The sequence below is a fragment of the Pseudomonas sp. 1912-s genome, assembly GCF_029269205.1.
In the GTDB taxonomy this organism is placed as follows: Bacteria; Pseudomonadota; Gammaproteobacteria; order Pseudomonadales; family Pseudomonadaceae; genus Aquipseudomonas.
The window spans coordinates 49278-64895 of record NZ_JARIXR010000004.1; the positions used below are offsets into that span (position 1 = coordinate 49278).

General features: G+C 60.9%; 16 protein-coding genes and 1 tRNA gene. 8 read left to right on the forward strand and 9 right to left on the reverse strand.

The window, feature by feature from the left end; all coding sequences use genetic code 11:
• Nucleotides 1–3 precede the first annotated feature (3 nt).
• Entirely contained in the window at nt 4–948 is a 945-nt protein-coding gene (locus P3C29_RS06685) for a helix-turn-helix domain-containing protein (protein ID WP_275964258.1), read from the reverse strand.
• Nucleotides 949–1132: 184 nt separating this feature from the next.
• Here P3C29_RS06685 and P3C29_RS06690 point away from each other — a divergent pair, with 184 nt between their 5' ends.
• From P3C29_RS06690 to P3C29_RS06700, 3 genes are all read left to right on the forward strand, one after another.
• Nucleotides 1133–2065, forward strand: a complete 933-nt coding sequence (locus tag P3C29_RS06690) for an alpha/beta hydrolase (protein ID WP_275964145.1) — start codon at nt 1133–1135, stop codon at nt 2063–2065.
• 91 nt (nt 2066–2156) lie between these two features.
• Nucleotides 2157–2306 carry a hypothetical protein gene (locus tag P3C29_RS06695; RefSeq protein ID WP_275964146.1) on the forward strand — a complete coding sequence of 50 codons (150 nt, stop codon included), beginning with the start codon at nt 2157–2159 and terminating at the stop codon, nt 2304–2306.
• A gap of 234 nt (nt 2307–2540) precedes the next feature.
• The gene (locus P3C29_RS06700) at nt 2541–2804 is read left to right on the forward strand and encodes a hypothetical protein (protein ID WP_201124401.1); all 264 of its coding nucleotides are present in this window, start codon (nt 2541–2543) and stop codon (nt 2802–2804) included.
• Nucleotides 2805–2983: 179 nt separating this feature from the next.
• Here the strand turns inward: P3C29_RS06700 and P3C29_RS06705 are convergent.
• A tRNA-Cys gene (locus P3C29_RS06705) sits at nt 2984–3057 on the reverse strand.
• Between the two features lie 344 nt (nt 3058–3401).
• Between P3C29_RS06705 and P3C29_RS06710 the strand changes: the two genes are divergently transcribed.
• From P3C29_RS06710 to P3C29_RS06720, 3 genes are all read left to right on the forward strand, one after another.
• Nucleotides 3402–4205: a LuxR C-terminal-related transcriptional regulator gene (locus P3C29_RS06710; RefSeq protein ID WP_275964147.1), complete on the forward strand. Its 804-nt coding sequence runs from the start codon at nt 3402–3404 to the stop codon at nt 4203–4205.
• A gap of 86 nt (nt 4206–4291) precedes the next feature.
• The gene (locus P3C29_RS06715; protein ID WP_275964148.1) at nt 4292–5428 is read left to right on the forward strand and encodes a class II histone deacetylase; all 1137 of its coding nucleotides are present in this window, start codon (nt 4292–4294) and stop codon (nt 5426–5428) included.
• Nucleotides 5425–6594 carry an MFS transporter gene (locus tag P3C29_RS06720; protein WP_275964149.1) on the forward strand — a complete coding sequence of 390 codons (1170 nt, stop codon included), beginning with the start codon at nt 5425–5427 and terminating at the stop codon, nt 6592–6594. The genes P3C29_RS06715 and P3C29_RS06720 overlap by 4 nt, the downstream gene beginning before the upstream one ends.
• Before the next feature lie 67 nt (nt 6595–6661).
• On the opposite strand, the gene P3C29_RS06725 is transcribed toward P3C29_RS06720, so the two are convergent.
• Both P3C29_RS06725 and P3C29_RS06730 read right to left on the reverse strand, forming a co-directional pair.
• The gene (locus tag P3C29_RS06725) at nt 6662–7996 is read right to left on the reverse strand and encodes an alginate export family protein (RefSeq protein ID WP_275964150.1); all 1335 of its coding nucleotides are present in this window, start codon (nt 7994–7996) and stop codon (nt 6662–6664) included.
• A 285-nt stretch (nt 7997–8281) separates the two neighbouring features.
• Complete coding sequence (locus tag P3C29_RS06730; protein WP_275964151.1) at nt 8282–10561, reverse strand: acylase; 2280 nt, start codon at nt 10559–10561, stop codon at nt 8282–8284.
• A gap of 242 nt (nt 10562–10803) precedes the next feature.
• Here P3C29_RS06730 and P3C29_RS06735 point away from each other — a divergent pair, with 242 nt between their 5' ends.
• The gene (locus P3C29_RS06735; RefSeq protein WP_010171559.1) at nt 10804–11181 is read left to right on the forward strand and encodes a hypothetical protein; all 378 of its coding nucleotides are present in this window, start codon (nt 10804–10806) and stop codon (nt 11179–11181) included.
• A 1-nt stretch (nt 11182) separates the two neighbouring features.
• Here P3C29_RS06735 and P3C29_RS06740 read toward each other — a convergent pair whose 3' ends face one another.
• Nucleotides 11183–11377: a hypothetical protein gene (locus P3C29_RS06740; RefSeq protein WP_010171562.1), complete on the reverse strand. Its 195-nt coding sequence runs from the start codon at nt 11375–11377 to the stop codon at nt 11183–11185.
• A 173-nt stretch (nt 11378–11550) separates the two neighbouring features.
• Here P3C29_RS06740 and P3C29_RS06745 point away from each other — a divergent pair, with 173 nt between their 5' ends.
• The gene (locus tag P3C29_RS06745; RefSeq protein ID WP_010171564.1) at nt 11551–11688 is read left to right on the forward strand and encodes a hypothetical protein; all 138 of its coding nucleotides are present in this window, start codon (nt 11551–11553) and stop codon (nt 11686–11688) included.
• A 58-nt stretch (nt 11689–11746) separates the two neighbouring features.
• Here P3C29_RS06745 and P3C29_RS06750 read toward each other — a convergent pair whose 3' ends face one another.
• Genes P3C29_RS06750 through P3C29_RS06765 form a run of 4 tightly spaced genes read right to left on the reverse strand, consistent with a single transcriptional unit; the run spans nt 11747 to nt 15567 of the window.
• A complete protein-coding gene (locus P3C29_RS06750) occupies nt 11747–12505 on the reverse strand; it encodes an ABC transporter permease (RefSeq protein WP_201126194.1) in 759 nt (252 codons plus the stop codon).
• Between the two features lie 14 nt (nt 12506–12519).
• On the reverse strand, nt 12520–13719 hold the full coding sequence (locus P3C29_RS06755) for an ABC transporter substrate-binding protein (protein WP_275964152.1): 1200 nt from the start codon (nt 13717–13719) through the stop codon (nt 12520–12522).
• The gene (locus P3C29_RS06760) at nt 13706–14509 is read right to left on the reverse strand and encodes an ABC transporter ATP-binding protein (RefSeq protein WP_201124407.1); all 804 of its coding nucleotides are present in this window, start codon (nt 14507–14509) and stop codon (nt 13706–13708) included. Before P3C29_RS06760 ends, P3C29_RS06755 begins: the two co-directional genes overlap by 14 nt.
• Nucleotides 14506–15567, reverse strand: coding sequence for an acyl-CoA dehydrogenase family protein (locus P3C29_RS06765; protein ID WP_275964153.1), 1062 nt, complete (start codon nt 15565–15567; stop codon nt 14506–14508). The genes P3C29_RS06760 and P3C29_RS06765 overlap by 4 nt, the downstream gene beginning before the upstream one ends.
• Nucleotides 15568–15618: the final 51 nt, after the last annotated feature.

Sequence of the window (15618 nt, forward strand, 5' to 3'; positions counted from 1 at the left end):
AGCCTACCGGTGATAAGCCTTTCGGTAGGTGGTGGGACTCACGCCCACGATCGACAAGAAGTGTTGACGCAAAGAGAGGCTTGTACCAAACCCGCAGGCGTCAGCGATTGCCTCAACGCTATGGTCGGTGGTTTCGAGGTGCAGTTGAACGGCTTTGATTCGCTCGTTGGTGAGCCACTGCCCAAACGTCGAGCCGGTCAGTTGCTTGAAGTGCCGGGTGAAACTGCGTCGACTCATCGCCAGCCTCTGCGCGACGTGATCGATTGACAACGGTTGGCCCAGATTGGCCCGAAGCCAGTCGAGCAACTGGCCGAGACGCTGGTCGCTGGCGCCTTGAGGCACCGGCTGGCTGATGAACTGAGCCTGGCCGCCGTCGCGATGAGGCGAGACGAGCAGTTGGCGCGCCAACGCATTGGCAACCCCCCGCCCGTAGAGACGCCTGACGATGTGGATGCAGCAATCGAGCCCCGCTGCCACGCCCGCCGAGGTCAGTACCTGTTCTGCTTCGACATACAGCACTTTGGGGTCCACTTCGATGCGCGGGAAATCTCGCGCCAGATGCGCCGCCCAGGCCCAGTGCGTGGTTGCCCGCTTGTCGCACAGCAGGCCCGCGTGGGCAAGTACGAACGCCCCCAGGCACAGCCCCACCACCAACGCGCCGCTTGCATGGGCGGCCTTAAGGGTTTCGACCAGTGCATGCGGCGGCGCTTCGGCGACATCACGCCAGCTGGGGACGATGACAATATCGGCCCCGACGACCTGATCCAGACCATGGTYGCACTGGACGGCAAAACCGGCGTTGGTCATCAGCACCCCATCCTCGCCAGCACAAACCACCAGCTCAAACCAGGGTGAATCCCCCACCCTACGGTCTTTACCGAACACCAGGCAGGGAACGGAAAGGTGAAAGGGACTGATTCGATTAAAGGCGATGACCGCCACTCTCACACTTTTTTTCACAGAGACGGGCCTGATCAAGATTGGCCCGATTCTAATGAAAAATGGTCATTGGGCCAATGGTGCCGATACTGAGATACGTCCACTCTGACCTCAGCTGCATTTCACCGGGAATGCGCAATTCAGAGCTCAGGCCTCAATGAACATCGCGACTTTTTGCACACTGGGAGTACTTATGACGACGCTGTCGATGACCGAACCGGCGCAAGCGGCCGGACCTGTACCTTCCCTCCCCTATACCAGCGAGTCCACTGCCTATCACTGGTCCAGCGTGGACGGCGTGAAGGTGTTCTATCGTGAGGCCGGCCCCAGGGACGCGCCAACCCTTGTGCTGCTGCATGGCTACCCTTCGTCGTCGCGCATGTGGGACTCACTGATACCACTGCTTGCCGATCGGTATCACGTGATCGCCCCCGACTACCCCGGGTTCGGCAAAAGCGACGCGCCCTCCGCTGCGACCTACGCCTACACCTTCGACCATCTGGCCGAGACCATGAGCAAGCTGCTCACACAATTGAAAATCGATGAGTACACCCTGTTCATGCAGGACTACGGCGGCCCGGTAGGCTTTCGGATGATCCTCAACGCCCCGCAAAAACTGCACGGCATCATCATCCAGAACGCCAATGCCTATAACAAAGGCCTGGGTGCCAAATGGGCAAACATCGCCAAGTATTGGAAGGCCCCTTCCGAACATCCCGAGCAAGTCGATGCGTTCACGGGGTACGAGGGCACGAAGCAGCGTCATCTGGGCACCAGCCCCCATCCCGAGCGCTATAACCCGGATGCCTGGGAAGACGAGTTTGCCGCCTTATCCCGTCCGGGCCAGCGGGCCATACAGTCGGCGTTGTTGCTGGACTACCAGAACAACGTCGCCTCCTACCCTAAATGGCAGCAATGGTTGAAAGACAACCAACCGCCCATGCTGGTCATGTGGGGAAAATACGACCCGTCGTTCATTGTGCCGGGGGCCCTGCGCTACAAGGATGACGTGCCGGGTGCCGAGGTGCATGTCCTGGAGGCGGGCCATTTCGCACTCGATGAAAAAACCGAACAGATCGCCAGCCTGACGCGCCTGTTCATGGCGCGCATTACTGCCGGTAAATAGTCAGCGCTTCCTGAGGGCTTGGTCATCTCGGCCCTCAAGGATGTAAACGCTGATGAACAAAGCCCCCCCTGGCTGCCGTAGGGAGCGGCTTATGGATGCTTGCCAGATATATCCGGAAGGCAATCTTCAAGAGGCAGGCGCAGGCTACTTCGTTTTAGTCGATTGGGTGGCCATCCAGCCAAATACGACGACCATCACAATCGGCATGATCATCTTGCTTGGCGGGACCGAGCCCGAGTAGGCCTGGAAGCCGAGCAGCAGCAACTGCAAGACGTTGCCTATCACGCAAACAAGAAACACCCATCGCAAGTACCTTGGAAACATCTGTCCATCCTTAGAGTAAAAAAAACGCGATACTAGTCGGGTTGGGATTGGAAGCCAAGGCTGCGGGCGCCGTTTGAAACGCACTTGCCGATAACCAAACCAATGCCTCATCGTTCGGGGCTTCAAGAAATGTTGTAGCGGGTGCAAGCATATGAAAGAAATCTATCTATTGGTCGAGCACGGCATGGATCAAGGCGAGGTGTACATACTCGGCTGGTTCGATAATGAGAAAAAGGCCAAGGAGGTGGCCGAAATGAAGGAGTGGGAGGCATACCATGCCGCCATCAACCGTGAGCATTCATGGTCAAATCACAAACCGCTCCCGCCAGACCAGACTAACTACCGTCGTTTCTGGGTCAAAGAAATTTCCAAATATGAACCGGCTCCCAGCATCAAGCCCTCGGCGGTTCACTGAGAGCCAGGATGATTCAGAAAGCCACGGTCAGCGCCGCCGAGCGAAAGGTGCAGGCGCTTTCCGGCGAGCGGGATCCCTCAGGGTCAGACCAGTGTTCCCGACATCATCCCCCGGCACCTAATACTTTCCCGCGCCCAATAAAAAACCCCGTAGACGTTAATCTACGGGGTTTCTAAGAGTGGAGGCCGAGGTCGGAATCGAACCGGCGTAGGCGGATTTGCAATCCGCTGCATAACCATTTTGCTACTCGGCCTCAAACGATTAATGCCTTACAACCGACATTCACCGCATACAAACTTGAGTGGGCTATGTGAAGCTTGCCTCTACTCTATCTCATTGAAAACATTGAAGTTTTTAATGCTTCAGTGCGTTCGATGGGCGCAATTATGTACTCATTTGCCAGGGCTTGCAACCCCTTGATTTCAAAAAATATTCTTCCACCAGGCAGTACAGCGGGTGCACTGGGCGGCTCGATACGCAAAGTAACAGCCAGCTACGGGGCTGGCGCCCAAGGCGTGGCCAGTAAACGCGAACCAACGCCCTGGCGTCAACATTTGAAGGCCTTGCGTGGCGCCTGCCCGTTAGCCGGTATGAATCTTGCTGAAGCTACTGATCCAATTCTGCTGGGGCGGCAACGGCATCATGGCACTCAATCAGATTCTGGCGCTCAAGGAGGTCGCCGGTTGGCACAGGGACTTGGCCGGGCTGTTCGATCGTCAACTGGACAGTGAGTTGCCGACGCTGCTTTGTGGTGCGATGCGCCAGTTCATCGATCACGACAATTTCATCCTGAAAGTTTATGACGCCGGCAGTGACCGGCCTACGATCATTGCCCATGACATCCCCGCCCACCGCCACCCGCAGTATTTCGGCGCGTATTTTTCTTCCGCCTACAAACAGGATCCGCTGTTGCAGCGTATGGCCCACGGCACCGGCGCGCAGATCGTGCAGATCAACAGCGCGACCTGTGCCCTGGAAAGCAGCGCGTATTACCAGACGTATTACCACGAGCTGCAGCTTAATGATGAAGTCGACATTCTGTTGCCAATGGAGTCGGGGCAATCGCTGGTGCTGTCGATGGGGCGGCGCGATGGCGTAACTCAGCGCGATGAGCTGGCGACGCTGAACAGTGTCTACCCCCTGGTTGAGTGCCTGCTGCGCAAATTCTGGAAGCAGCACGCCTCCCCGCTCGCAGGTGCCCACGAACAGCCTGTATTGACCAACCGCGAGCGCGAGGTGATCCAGTGGATGCTCAATGGCAAGGGCACCAAGGAGATCGCGCGGTTGCTGGATATCAGCGTGCAGACGGTCAAGGTGCATCGCCGTAATGTCTACGCCAAGCTCGGGGTGAGTACCGAGTTGCAACTGTGCAGCCTGCTGGCGGCCAAGCCGCTCCCGTAACCCGCCCTACCCCCATAGAGGCATTTTCTCGCCCTTGTCGCCCTCCTACTCTGCAGATTCGTTCACTGGCTGTGAGGATCTGTTCGATGAAGGGGACCGCCATGAAGACCGGGTTTGTCTGGCATGAAATTTACATGTGGCACTCAACCGGCCGCCACGCCGGGGTGTATCAGCCAGGGCTGACGATTCAGCCTGGGGTACCGTTCGAGGAAGCTGAAACCAAACGCCGCTTCAAGAATCTGCTGGAGGTCAGCGGGCTGGGCGAGCAATTGCAGCCGATCAAGGCCCTGGCCCTGACCGAGCAGCAACTGCTCGCGGTGCATACACCGGCGTATCTTGAGCAATTGCAGCAACTAAGCGACGGGCCGGGCGGCCTGGTGTGTGCCAACACGCCGGTGGGCCACGGCAGTTACGAGATCGCGGCGCTGGCAGCAGGCGGTGTGGTCGCCGCGGTGGACGCAGTGCTGCAAGGCACCGTGCGCAACGCCTATGCGCTGGTACGCCCGCCCGGCCATCATGCCGAACCGGACCAGGGCATGGGGTTTTGCCTGCTGGCCAATGCGGCGCTGGCAGCCCGACACGCCCTGGACCAGCACGGCTTGACGCGCATAGCGATTGTTGACTGGGACGTGCATCACGGCAACGGTGCACAACGCATCTTCTGGGACGACCCGCGCGTACTGACCGTGTCCATCCACCAGGACGGCAATTACCCCGCGCATACCGGCCATGCGCATGAGCTGGGCGGCGGCGCGGGCACGGGTTACAACCTCAACGTACCGCTGCCCGCCGGTTGTGGCGAAGGCGCATATCTGGCGGCCTTCGATACCCTGATTTTACCGGCGCTGCGCGCCTATCGCCCGCAATTGATCATCGTGCCCTGCGGTTTCGATGCCGGAGCGTACGACCCGTTAGGCCGGATGATGCTCCACAGCGACAGCTACCGGGCCATGACCCAGCGCTTGATGGACCTTGCCGACCACTGCTGTGACGGCCGCCTGGTGCTGTGCCACGAGGGCGGCTACGAACCCAACACCGTGCCTTACATGGGCCTGGCGGTGATGGAAACCCTCAGCGGACAGCGCACTGCCATTGTCGACCCCAACCTGGCGGACATGCGCGGCATCACCGGCCAGGCACTGCAACCCCATCAACAGCAATGGATCACCCACTTGCAGCACGTGCTGCACAGCCCCCTATTCGAAGAAGGACTCCGCACATGAGCAGTCTGTCCGTTGCACAACGCTACGTGTCCAACGCCGGCCTGCGCCTGGCCGCGGTGGTGATCTTCTCGGCGATCGGCCCGCTGGTGCTATTGGTAGCACCGGCGCTCGCCAGCCGTTATATCGTCGAACTGGGCTTGAACACCCAGCAAGTAGGTTTTCTATTCACCATGGAACTGGGCGCCATGGCGGTCGCAACCTTGCCGGCCTACTTCATGATGCGCTGGCTAAGCTGGCGCCGCATTGCCTGCTGCGCAGCGTTGCTGTTCATTGCCGGCAACCTGCTGACCGCCTTGCTGTTGCATGGCGCCCAGCCGTCGTATGGTTTATTGGTGGCGGTGCGTTTTGCCAGTGCCTTTGCCGAGGCGTGCCTGGTGCTGGTGTGCATGGGCACGGCAGCAACCTTGCCGAACGCCGCCCGCGCCTTCGGCCTTTGGGTGTCGGGGCAGTTGGTGCTGGCGGCGGTGAGCCTGCATTTCATGCCCGCGCTGTTTGAGTACAGCGGCGCGGCGACGTTCTTTTTCCTGATGGCACTGGTCACCGCCTGCGTATTCCCGCTGGTGTTCAGCCTGCCACAACGAAGCCCCGCCCCCGTCGCTACGGGTAAAGCGGCGATCAGTGCCAAGGCTGCGCTTGGCATGCTCGCGGTATTCCTGTTCTACCTGAGCCTGAGCGGCATCTGGACCTTTGTCGGCGAACTGGCCAACCATCAGGGCATCAAGCCCGCCGACAGTGCTGGCGCCCTGGCCACGGCAACCTTGATGGGCATCGCCGGTGCATTGTTCGCCACCTGGATCGGCCCTCGGGGCCCGCGTACGCTGCTGGTGGCGGCTGGTTTTGTGTTGATGGCAGGCAGTTTGTTAGGCCTCTTGGGCGACTTGACCCTGGTGCATTATTTTCTCGCCGCCTGCGTGTTCAAGTTCGCCTGGACCTACACCCTGCCCTTTCTCATGACGGCCATCAGTGAGCACGATCGCCAGGGTGGCCGATTGGTAGTGTTGTCCAATCTGGCGATTTGCGGTGGCCTGGCCGTTGGCCCGTCATTGGCAGCGATGTTGCTCGGCGAACAGAGCCACTTCACCCTCCTGCTCTGGACCTCAGTGGTGTTGTGCGCAGCGTCGTTCCTGGCAATTGCGCCGTTGACGGTAAAACCAACCCAACCCTGAACCAGCACCAGATAAAAAACGCGCAACGGCCCAAAAGCCGTTGCGCGTTTTTTTATCGACGCTGGGTTTAGTAGTGGTAGCTCAGGTAAACCTGCCAGGCCGAAAACGTATCGTTGCCCAAGGTTTGCTTCGCCGCTGCACCGGGCTTGACCCAGTTGTAGGAGAGCGTCGCGTACACGCTTGGCACCGGCGTCCAGTCGACATACAGGCTGCTCTCATCGGCGAAATCGCGATCAGTGACCGCCTGGCCCAGGTAGTTTTTCTGGTCCAAGGCGAACTGGTAGTACACCCCGCCAACACCCACCTGCGGCGTCAGTTGAGTGGCCAGTTTCCACATGCCCACCCGTTCATTGCTGTTGTTAAGCAGGTAGTTGCCAGTGATGTCACCGATCACCCAGGCACCACGCTCCATATAGCCCTTGCTGAGCGGTTCCCAGCTTTTGCGGGTGTTGTCAGCCAGGTTGGCATCCCCGGAGAACACACCGTAACGATAGGTCAGAGTCGGGTTTAAGGGCAGACTGCTGAATTGGTAGTCAGCGCGCGCATACCAGGCGCTGGCGTCGTATTGCACGCCTTTGCCGCTGCCCCGCTCGATGGCGTATTCCGCCTCCAGGGTCAGGCCGTTGATGCCGGGAACTTTCATTCCCAGCAATCGAGCGTCATAGAGGTTCATGCCGTCACGGGGTGCAACGGCATTGATCTTCGGGTCGACATCATCGACGTGCAGCATCATCAGCCCCGGCTTGCCGTACGCCAATGCATAGTCGAGGTTGACCCCGGTCATGCGGGTGTCCCCCAAATGGCTGTCGGTGCGCACGGTAAACAGTTGGCTGGATAACGGCCCGGCATCGTAGCGCAAGATCGCTGTGTCCTTGAATGCACGGCGCGGGTCAGCCCAATAGGCACCTTCCGAATACATCCCCAAATGCCCGTCGGCGATGATGAAGCCGTTGCCTACCACAAACCCCTGACGCCCGGCGGTAAAGGTCCAGGCGCCACTGCGAACACCGCCGTAAAGTTCTTCGAGACTGACGTTGCCATCGCCGCCACGGGTCAGGCCCGCCGCATCACCATCGCCATAGGTATGGGTACCAATCACCGAAGCGCCGCCCAGCAATTGCAGGCCACTGTCGAAGGTGTAGTTGAGGGTCGCGCCGGGCTTGAAAAAGGTTTCCACCCAGTCCGCGCGCGGGCCCTTGTTCTGGCCACTGCGGGCATCGATTTGCCCCAGGCCGAAGTTCACGCCGTCGCTGGCAATCACCGCCGTACCGACGCCCAGATTGAGTTCCCCCTTGAACCCTCCGTCTTCAAACACATAGCCAGCCCAAGCTGGCGCGCAGGCACAAATAAGGGCCAGCGGTGAAAGCCGCAAGGCCCGTTGCAAGCGGTCATGACGTTTCATTGAGTGCTCCGTGAATACCAGTAATTGTTGTTGGCAGGCAAAAACACGAACAGCCGGAAACCCGGCGCGACAGCCACCGTTCCCAAGCAGGTTTTTTTGTTGTTTTAAGGCACTCCGGCCCGTATACACGGGCTCTAACCGGAGTTCATTGAGAGTAAGAAGTCGCCCGGATGGCGTATATACAGCTATCGGGGTAGGCGGCGGGGTGCTGCGGGGAGGTCTTGGGGGCGTAGCGAACGAACGTTGATTGCTCCCACGGGCCGGGAGCAATCAACACCTAGCGTTTTACTCTTTGACAACCTGCAATTGGTACTGCGGATCAGCCTTGATCTGCTGCTCGGTAAACGGCAGCGGCCCGAGTTTTTTCTCGGAGAACGCCTGGGTCTGGTCCTTGAAGTATTTCGACGCCGGGTCGCTGGACAAGGAGAACGCCAGTACGCCAACCGCTTGCGGCCCCTTCTCGTCGAACGTGACGATTTGCAAGTAGCTGCTGCCGCTGACCACTTCGAGTTTGCCATCCGCACGGGGCACGCTTTGCATGGCGTTGTACACGCCCAGTTCCTGCGGGCCGCCATGGATCGGTGTTTGTCCCGAGACCTGGATATCACCCCAATGGCTGTCGGCGGTCAGCCCACGCTTGGCCACGTCGGCGGCGGACGCCAGCATCGCCTCGCGCAGTGCCTTGGCCACCCCTGCCCGTTCAATTGCCAGCCCACGTGGTGTGGTCAAGGGGTGTGCCGGGTCGAAGCCGACCTTCCACGCGTCGGGCGCTTGCGCCAGTTGCTCCGCCAGGTTGATGAAGTGCACCAGGCCCAGGCCGCTGTCTAGGTTGGCGCGCTGGTCCCAGTTTTTCAGGCTGTCGCACACCGACTTCACGCTGGCATCGGCACCCGCGCAGAATTTCAGCAAGTCCGGCATGACCTGGCTGGCGAGGTACACCTGGTTGTCCATGACCATGTTCTGCAAGTCGACGACCTTGATCGGCTGCTTGTCGAGTTCCTGCAAGCGTTGCAAGGCGAAACGGGCGCGTGGGCCCAGGCCGATGTTCTCCTGGCTGATCACCGGCGAGAACCCGGTCAGCGGGGCCTTGGGATTGACCATCCACGCCGAGTCGTTGGAGTGCTGCACGTAGTCGGTGCGCTCAAGTTGCGGCTGCTGATCGGCCGGGAAGATCCCGGCCTGGGCGGCACGCGGGTCCACGTCCCAGGCGCAGGCGCTGCGGGAGCCGTCGAGCATGATGAACTGCAGGCCCACGCGCGGGTCGCTGCACTGCGCGAGTTTTTGCGCGCTGACGTTGGGCACCACCGACAGGTTCATGTACAGGCTCTGGCCCTGGTCGTCCGCCGCCAGGGTGTTGACCCACGGGATGCCTTGCAGGGTGTGCACCGAGGTTTGCAGTTCCTTGAGGTTCGCGGCGCGGTTCATCGCGTACCACTGTTGCAGCACCCGATCGTTGCCCAGGTTGGCGTCCCGCAGGCTGAAGGCATATTTTTTATCCCAGTCCAGCTTGCCCGGCCATTGCACCATCGGGCCGAACTGCGAGCTGTAGACGGTGCGCGACTCTTCCCGTGTACTGCCGTCGGCGGCTTTCACCGTCACCTTGAGGTTGGTTTTATCCATGGGCACGGATTTGCCATCCAGCAAATAACGGGTCGGGTCCTTCGGGTCCAGGGTCAGGCGGTACAGGGTGAAGTGTTTGGAGGTATCAACCGTATGGGTCCAGGCCACGTGCTGGTTGAAGCCGATGTTGATCACCGGCAGGCCCGGCAAGGCGGCGCCCATCACATCCAGTTGGCCGGGAATGGTCAGGTGCATCTCGTAGAAACGCATGCCACCAACCCACGGAAAATGCGGATTGGCCAGCAACATGCCACGGCCGTTGAATGATCGGTCGCGGCCCACTGCAACGGCGTTGCTGCCACGGTCGAGGGCGAAACGCTGCTGGTTGGCAGCGGCGACCTCAAATGCCTTGGCATCCCGTTGAGCAACGGCATTCGGCGGCGCTGCGCCCACCAAGGCCTCGGCAAACTGCCCGACGCCGCCTTCCACCAGCAAGCGACGGGTCAACTTCACCAGGTCTTGCGGCGTGATGGGCCGTACCCATGCGGCCTGGCACTGCGCCGGCAAGCCTTGGGCGGTACGCTCCTTGAGGTAACGGTTGTAGCCGGCCACATAGCCTTCAATGCGCTGCTGCATTGCCGGGGTTTGTGCCTTCCAGAACGCCGCAACCGCCTCGGGCGTGTTGAGCCAGGTGAAGAACACGTCGTTGGCGAGGTTGTTGCGCCCCTCCAGGGTCGCCTGCTCGGGGCCGAAGTACCTGGCGCGCTCACCGTTGACCGTCACCACCTCATTGGCCAGCAGGCACAGGTTGTCCTGGGCATAGGCATAGCCGATGCCAAACCCCAGCCCGCGCTCGTCGCTGGCCCGGATATGGGGGACACCAAAACCGGTGCGGCGGATCTCGGCCGTGGCCTGCTGCTCCTGCACCCGCGCCGTGGCCGAAAGACTCAGCCCCAGCAACGCACCCGCCACGCACACCCTGAACAACCCGTTGGTAATAATCACGCAGACTCCACAGCCAAATTAAACACCGTGACGAGGGACAGCTTCGCCAACACCTCAGTTAAGACGTAAAAACCGGGAATAATTTAGCAGCCGCAGGCGTTTATTCAGACATGTCGGTATGTCTCCGGGATGTTACCGACAAAATTTCTACATCCCGCGCTTCATGATTTCGGCTGCTCGTACGTCTTATTAGTTAAGAGCACCATCATTTTCCTGATCAGGCTCTGATAAGGAGTTTCTGCATGTACAACTCGCAACTGCCCACGGAAGGACACTCATCCATGCATGACGGCGCTTTTGGCTCCGGCAACCAGGCGTTCGGCAAGGCGCCGGAACATGGCAACCAGCGCATTCGTCATTTGCTCAAGTGCTTTGGCCTGCGCACCAGCCTGATCCGGCTGAAGGTCATCGACGCCCTGCTGACCGCCGCCGACAACCAGCGCACCCTCGGCGTGCGCGGTGTGCACAGCCATTTGCTGGAGCTGGGCATCCCGTTGTCGTTTCTCAGCGTGCGTGAGGTGCTCAAGCGCCTGTGCACCGAAGGCGTGATCACCCTGAACGCCGACAAGAGCTACAGCCTGCACGAGCAGGCTGCCAAAGTCCTGGAAGGCCGGGCCTGACTCAGAGGTTAGGCTTGACCTTGCGGCGCATCACACCGTTGATCACCACCACGGTCACCGCCACGGCAATGGCGATGTACTGGAACGTTTTTTCGCTGATGACCCCATTGTTCTGCAGGTAGGACAGGCCAAACATCGTCCCCAGCACCACCAGGGAGATCAGAATCGAGTATTTCAAACGTTGCTTTTGGGTCATGACGGGTTCCTGAAGCTGAAAAATTGTATCCACTTTGTATCGACTGCCACACCAAGCGCATACCCTTTGGCGGGGATGGAATGGGGTCGGCGGGGTCTCATGTTACAGGCGATGAAAAACTTTGGCTTGTCCAACGCCTGATTGAACCTGTGAGTACCCTAGAGGATCTGGAAATGCTTCGTCGAATCACACTGCTGATTCCCTTGCTGATCATGCTGAGCATGAGCGGCTGCATTATTTTCCCCCACGGCGGTGGCGGGTGGCATGACCATCGCTACTACGACGGCGGACCGGGGTATTACCATCGCTGATCACGCTGCATAAACAACAAACCCGACATCCAGTCGGGTTTGTTTTGAAGGGCCAGGCCTAGCTGTTGGCGCCATGCACCCAACGCTGGTGCAACCACCGCGCAAACGCATCCAGGGCAAAGCCCAGCAAGCCGATCAGCAACACCATCGCCATCAGCTCCGAGTAAGCCAGCCGGTCACGGGTGTCGAGGATGTAATAACCCAGCCCCGCACTGACCCCGAGCATCTCGCACGGCACCAGCACGATCCACAGAATGCCGATGGCCAGGCGCACACCCGTCAGCACGTGCCCCATCACCCCGGGAATAATCACCCGACGCAAGGTCTCCCAGCGCGTGGCGCTCAGGCTTTTGCTCAGTTGCAGCCAGCGCGGATCAAGCTGACGCACACCCGCCGCCGTATTCAGCAGAATCGGCCACACCGCCGCGAACGCCAGCAGGAAGTAGATCGGCTGGTCGCCCACGCCCATCAACATCACCACGATGGGCATCCACGACAGCGGCGAGATCATCCGCAAAAACTGGAAGGCCGGCGTGGTCGCCGCTTCCAGCTTGCGCGAGCTGCCCACCAGCAAGCCCAACGGCACACCTATCAGCAACGCCAGGAACAGCCCGACAAAGATTCGCTTGAGGCTCACGGCGATGTTCAGGTACAGCTCGCTGCGCCCCAGCAATTCCCACAGGCTGGCGAAGGTCGCCGACAGCGAGAACCGCGCAGACAAACCGTCTGCACTGCCAAATACCTTCACCCCCAGCCACCAGAGCAACAACAACCCTGCCAGCCCGCTCAAGCCGAGCAACCAGCCCGGCAGTCCCAAGGTTTTGCCGTGATTCAAACGCCAATCTCCTCGTTTCGCTCGAAGCCTTCCGGCAGGCCGAAGGTTTTCATGCCGCCGACCGCAGCGATGGCGTTGCGTACGAAGCGGTCGTCCACCAGGTCTTTGGCGACGAAGGCTGGATCCAGGTCGGCGAGGAATTTCTTGTCGCCCTCGATCAGCGTGTCCTTCAAGCGGCGCACCAGTTCTTCGGTGTAGCTCGGGAACGGATACGGCTGGAAGTCGATGCGGTGCTCGTCCCAGCTGGCGTGCTGGATCGCACCGTCGGCCAGGTACGCGGCACGGTCGCTGGCCGCCGGCGCGAGGACTTTACGCAGCACCGGTTCGGCGTGCGGGGTGTAGCGGTTTTCGCCGTCCTTGGACAGTAGCTTCACTGCCTCTTCGCGGTTGTCACGGGTCCAGACCTGGGCCTTGACGATGGCATTCACCACCTTCTGCGACCATTCCGGGCGGTTGGTCAGGTCGTGCTCATGCATGAACACCACGCAGCACGCGTGGTTGCGCCACACGTCGCCGGTAAAGCGCTGCACCCGGCCCACGTTGAGGTTTTCAGCCAGGGCGTTGAACGGCTCGGCGACGATGTAGCCGTCGATGCGCTTGCTGGCCAGGGCCGGCGGCATGTCGGAAGGTGGCAACACGATCAGGTTGACTTCATTGGCGGCAATCGCGCTGCCAGCGGCACGCGCCACCGGGGTCAGGCCGTTGTCGCGGAACAACTGCTGCACCACCACGTTGTGGATCGAGTACCAGAACGGAATCGCCACCGACTTGCCGCCCAGTTGCTTCACATCGGTAATGCCCGGGGACACGGTCAAACCCGAGCCGCCCACGTGGTTCCAGGCCACGACCTTGGCCGGGACCTTGCTGCCATAACGCGCCCAGACCGTCATCGGCGACAGCAGGTGAATCACGTTGACCTGGCCCGAGATAAACGCCTCGATCACCTGCGCCCAACTGCGCAACAGCACCGGGCGCTCGGCCTTGATGCCCTCGGCTTCGAACAGGCCATTGTTGTGGGCTACCAACAACGGCGTGGCGTCGGTGATCGGCAAGTAGCCGATACGTACCGGTGCGTCCGGCTCACTGGCCGCCCGGGCCTGCAAACTGCTGAGCAGTGGCAAGGCACCGGCGGCACTGAGCACGGCCGAGAGTTTGAGAAAGTCACGGCGCGAGTGAGTGAGGTCATCCAGACACATGGCAAGGCTCCAGCAGTTCAGTGGGTTGGGGGTTAGTGCGGCTCGCCTGCCGTAGGGTTTTGAGAATCTCGATGCGCAGGATGCCGATGGCCTCTACCTGTTCTTCCCGCGGTTGCGGCAGGTCGATGCGCCATTCACCGAGGGTCCGCGCCGGGCGGTTACCCAGTAGCAGAATCCGGTCGGACAGCAGCAGCGCTTCGTCGATGTCGTGAGTGATCAGCACCGCCGCCGAGCCTTGCTCGCGGTTGACCTTGAGCAGCAGGTGCTGCATGTCGGCACGGGTCACTTCATCCAGGGCGCCGAAGGGCTCGTCCAGCAGCAACACCTGCGGCTGGCGGGCCAGGCAGCGCGCCAACGCGGTGCGCTGGGCCATGCCGCCGGACAACGCCGCCGGGAATTGCTGCCGGGCGTGTTCCAGGCCTACGGCGTTGATTGCGTGGTCGATACGCTGGCGTCGCTCTTCAGGGCTGAGGTGCGGTTGCCGGGCAAAGTCCAGGCCGAAGGCGACGTTCTTTTCCAGGCTCAGCCACGGCAGCAGGCTGGGGTCCTGGAACGCCACCGCCACCCGTGGATGCGGGCCGTTCAACGGCTCGCCCAGCAGGCTGATGCTGCCGCCCTGGGGCGTCTGCAAACCGGCGAGCACCCGCAGCAGGCTGGACTTGCCAACACCGCTGGGGCCCAGGATCGACACCACTTCACCCGGCTGCAGCTGCAGGTCGAAACCTTCCAGCACCGAATTGCCCGCGTACCCCAGGCAAATCCCCTGGGCGTGCAATACCGCCTGGCTCATAGATTGGCCTGACGGTTCAGCTCGGTGCGCAACTGCACCAGGCTCGGGGTCACGATCGGCACAAATGCCGACTCGCGCCAGCGCCGGGCAAAACCGCTGCCGTGGGCGGTCAGGTAGGCCTTGCCGCCGCTGGCTTGCAACTCAAGCTGAACAGCGCTGGCGGCAATTTCGGCGAGGGCAATGCGCAGGCGGAACAACGGCACCGGCTCGGTACCGAAACGGCCACTCAGCAGGCCTTTCTTGAGGTCGTTGACTGCCTGTTCCAGCGAGGTACGCAGCACTTCCAGTTCTTCGCGCAATACGGTGCGGCTGGAGCCCAAGTGATTGGCCACCTCAGCCAGCGAACGCCGGGCCAGGCCGATGGACATGCCACACTGCAAACCGAGAAACGCCGGGCGCACCGCCGGCAGGAACTTGCGCGCATCGTCATGCAGCAGCCAGTCGCGGCTCAGTTCCACGGCTTCAAAGCCGAGGGCGGCGGTATTGCTTGATTGCAGGCCCAACAGCTCCAGGTCACGGGAGCGTTGCAAGCCGCTCACCGAATCGGGAATCGCCAGGATAAACGGCGCGCCGCCCTGGGCATKCTCGATGGCAGCTGCCACCACAAACCCGTTCTTGCGCAGGTTGGTCACCCAGTGCAGGCGGCCATTGAGGTTCCAGCCGTCATCCGTCGGCTCGGCGCTGATTTGCAGCGTCTCGATGCCAGACAAAAACTTCATCGCGTTGGACAGCCCGGTCGCCCCGGCGAGCTTGCCGCTCAGCAGGTCCGGCAGCAGTTGCTCGCGCAGCCGCTGGTTCGGGCTTTGCAGCAGGTATTCGATAAACGAGCGTTGGCCCCAGCAGACAAACGCCGACGCCAGGGAATGGCTGGCCACGTCGGCAATGGCTTCCACTGCGCCCGTGACATCGCCGCCCAGGCCACCGAGGTCCTTGGGCACACCGATACGTAATACATTGGCCTCTGCCAGCCGTGGCAGCACTTCCTGCGGATCGCAACTGCCCACATCCAGGGCCTGCGCTTGAACATCGAGCCAACGGCTCAAGATTGGGTCAAGCATTCATGTTTCTCCTTGTTACAGCATGTTTACCATCGCGAACGCTTGCGCGCC

Bases quoted from the DNA above. Each gene is read 5' to 3' on its own strand.
- P3C29_RS06690 (WP_275964145.1), top strand. From the start codon at position 1,133: ATGACGACGCTGTCGATGACCGAACCGGCGCAAGCGGCCGGACCTGTA.
- P3C29_RS06695 (WP_275964146.1), top strand. From the start codon at position 2,157: ATGGATGCTTGCCAGATATATCCGGAAGGCAATCTTCAAGAGGCAGGC.
- P3C29_RS06700 (WP_201124401.1), top strand. From the start codon at position 2,541: ATGAAAGAAATCTATCTATTGGTCGAGCACGGCATGGATCAAGGCGAG.
- P3C29_RS06715 (WP_275964148.1), top strand. From the start codon at position 4,292: ATGAAGGGGACCGCCATGAAGACCGGGTTTGTCTGGCATGAAATTTAC.
- P3C29_RS06720 (WP_275964149.1), top strand. From the start codon at position 5,425: ATGAGCAGTCTGTCCGTTGCACAACGCTACGTGTCCAACGCCGGCCTG.
- P3C29_RS06725 (WP_275964150.1), bottom strand. From the start codon at position 7,996: ATGAAACGTCATGACCGCTTGCAACGGGCCTTGCGGCTTTCACCGCTG.
- P3C29_RS06735 (WP_010171559.1), top strand. From the start codon at position 10,804: ATGTACAACTCGCAACTGCCCACGGAAGGACACTCATCCATGCATGAC.
- P3C29_RS06740 (WP_010171562.1), bottom strand. From the start codon at position 11,377: ATGACCCAAAAGCAACGTTTGAAATACTCGATTCTGATCTCCCTGGTG.
- P3C29_RS06745 (WP_010171564.1), top strand. From the start codon at position 11,551: ATGCTTCGTCGAATCACACTGCTGATTCCCTTGCTGATCATGCTGAGC.
- P3C29_RS06755 (WP_275964152.1), bottom strand. From the start codon at position 13,719: ATGTGTCTGGATGACCTCACTCACTCGCGCCGTGACTTTCTCAAACTC.
- P3C29_RS06760 (WP_201124407.1), bottom strand. From the start codon at position 14,509: ATGAGCCAGGCGGTATTGCACGCCCAGGGGATTTGCCTGGGGTACGCG.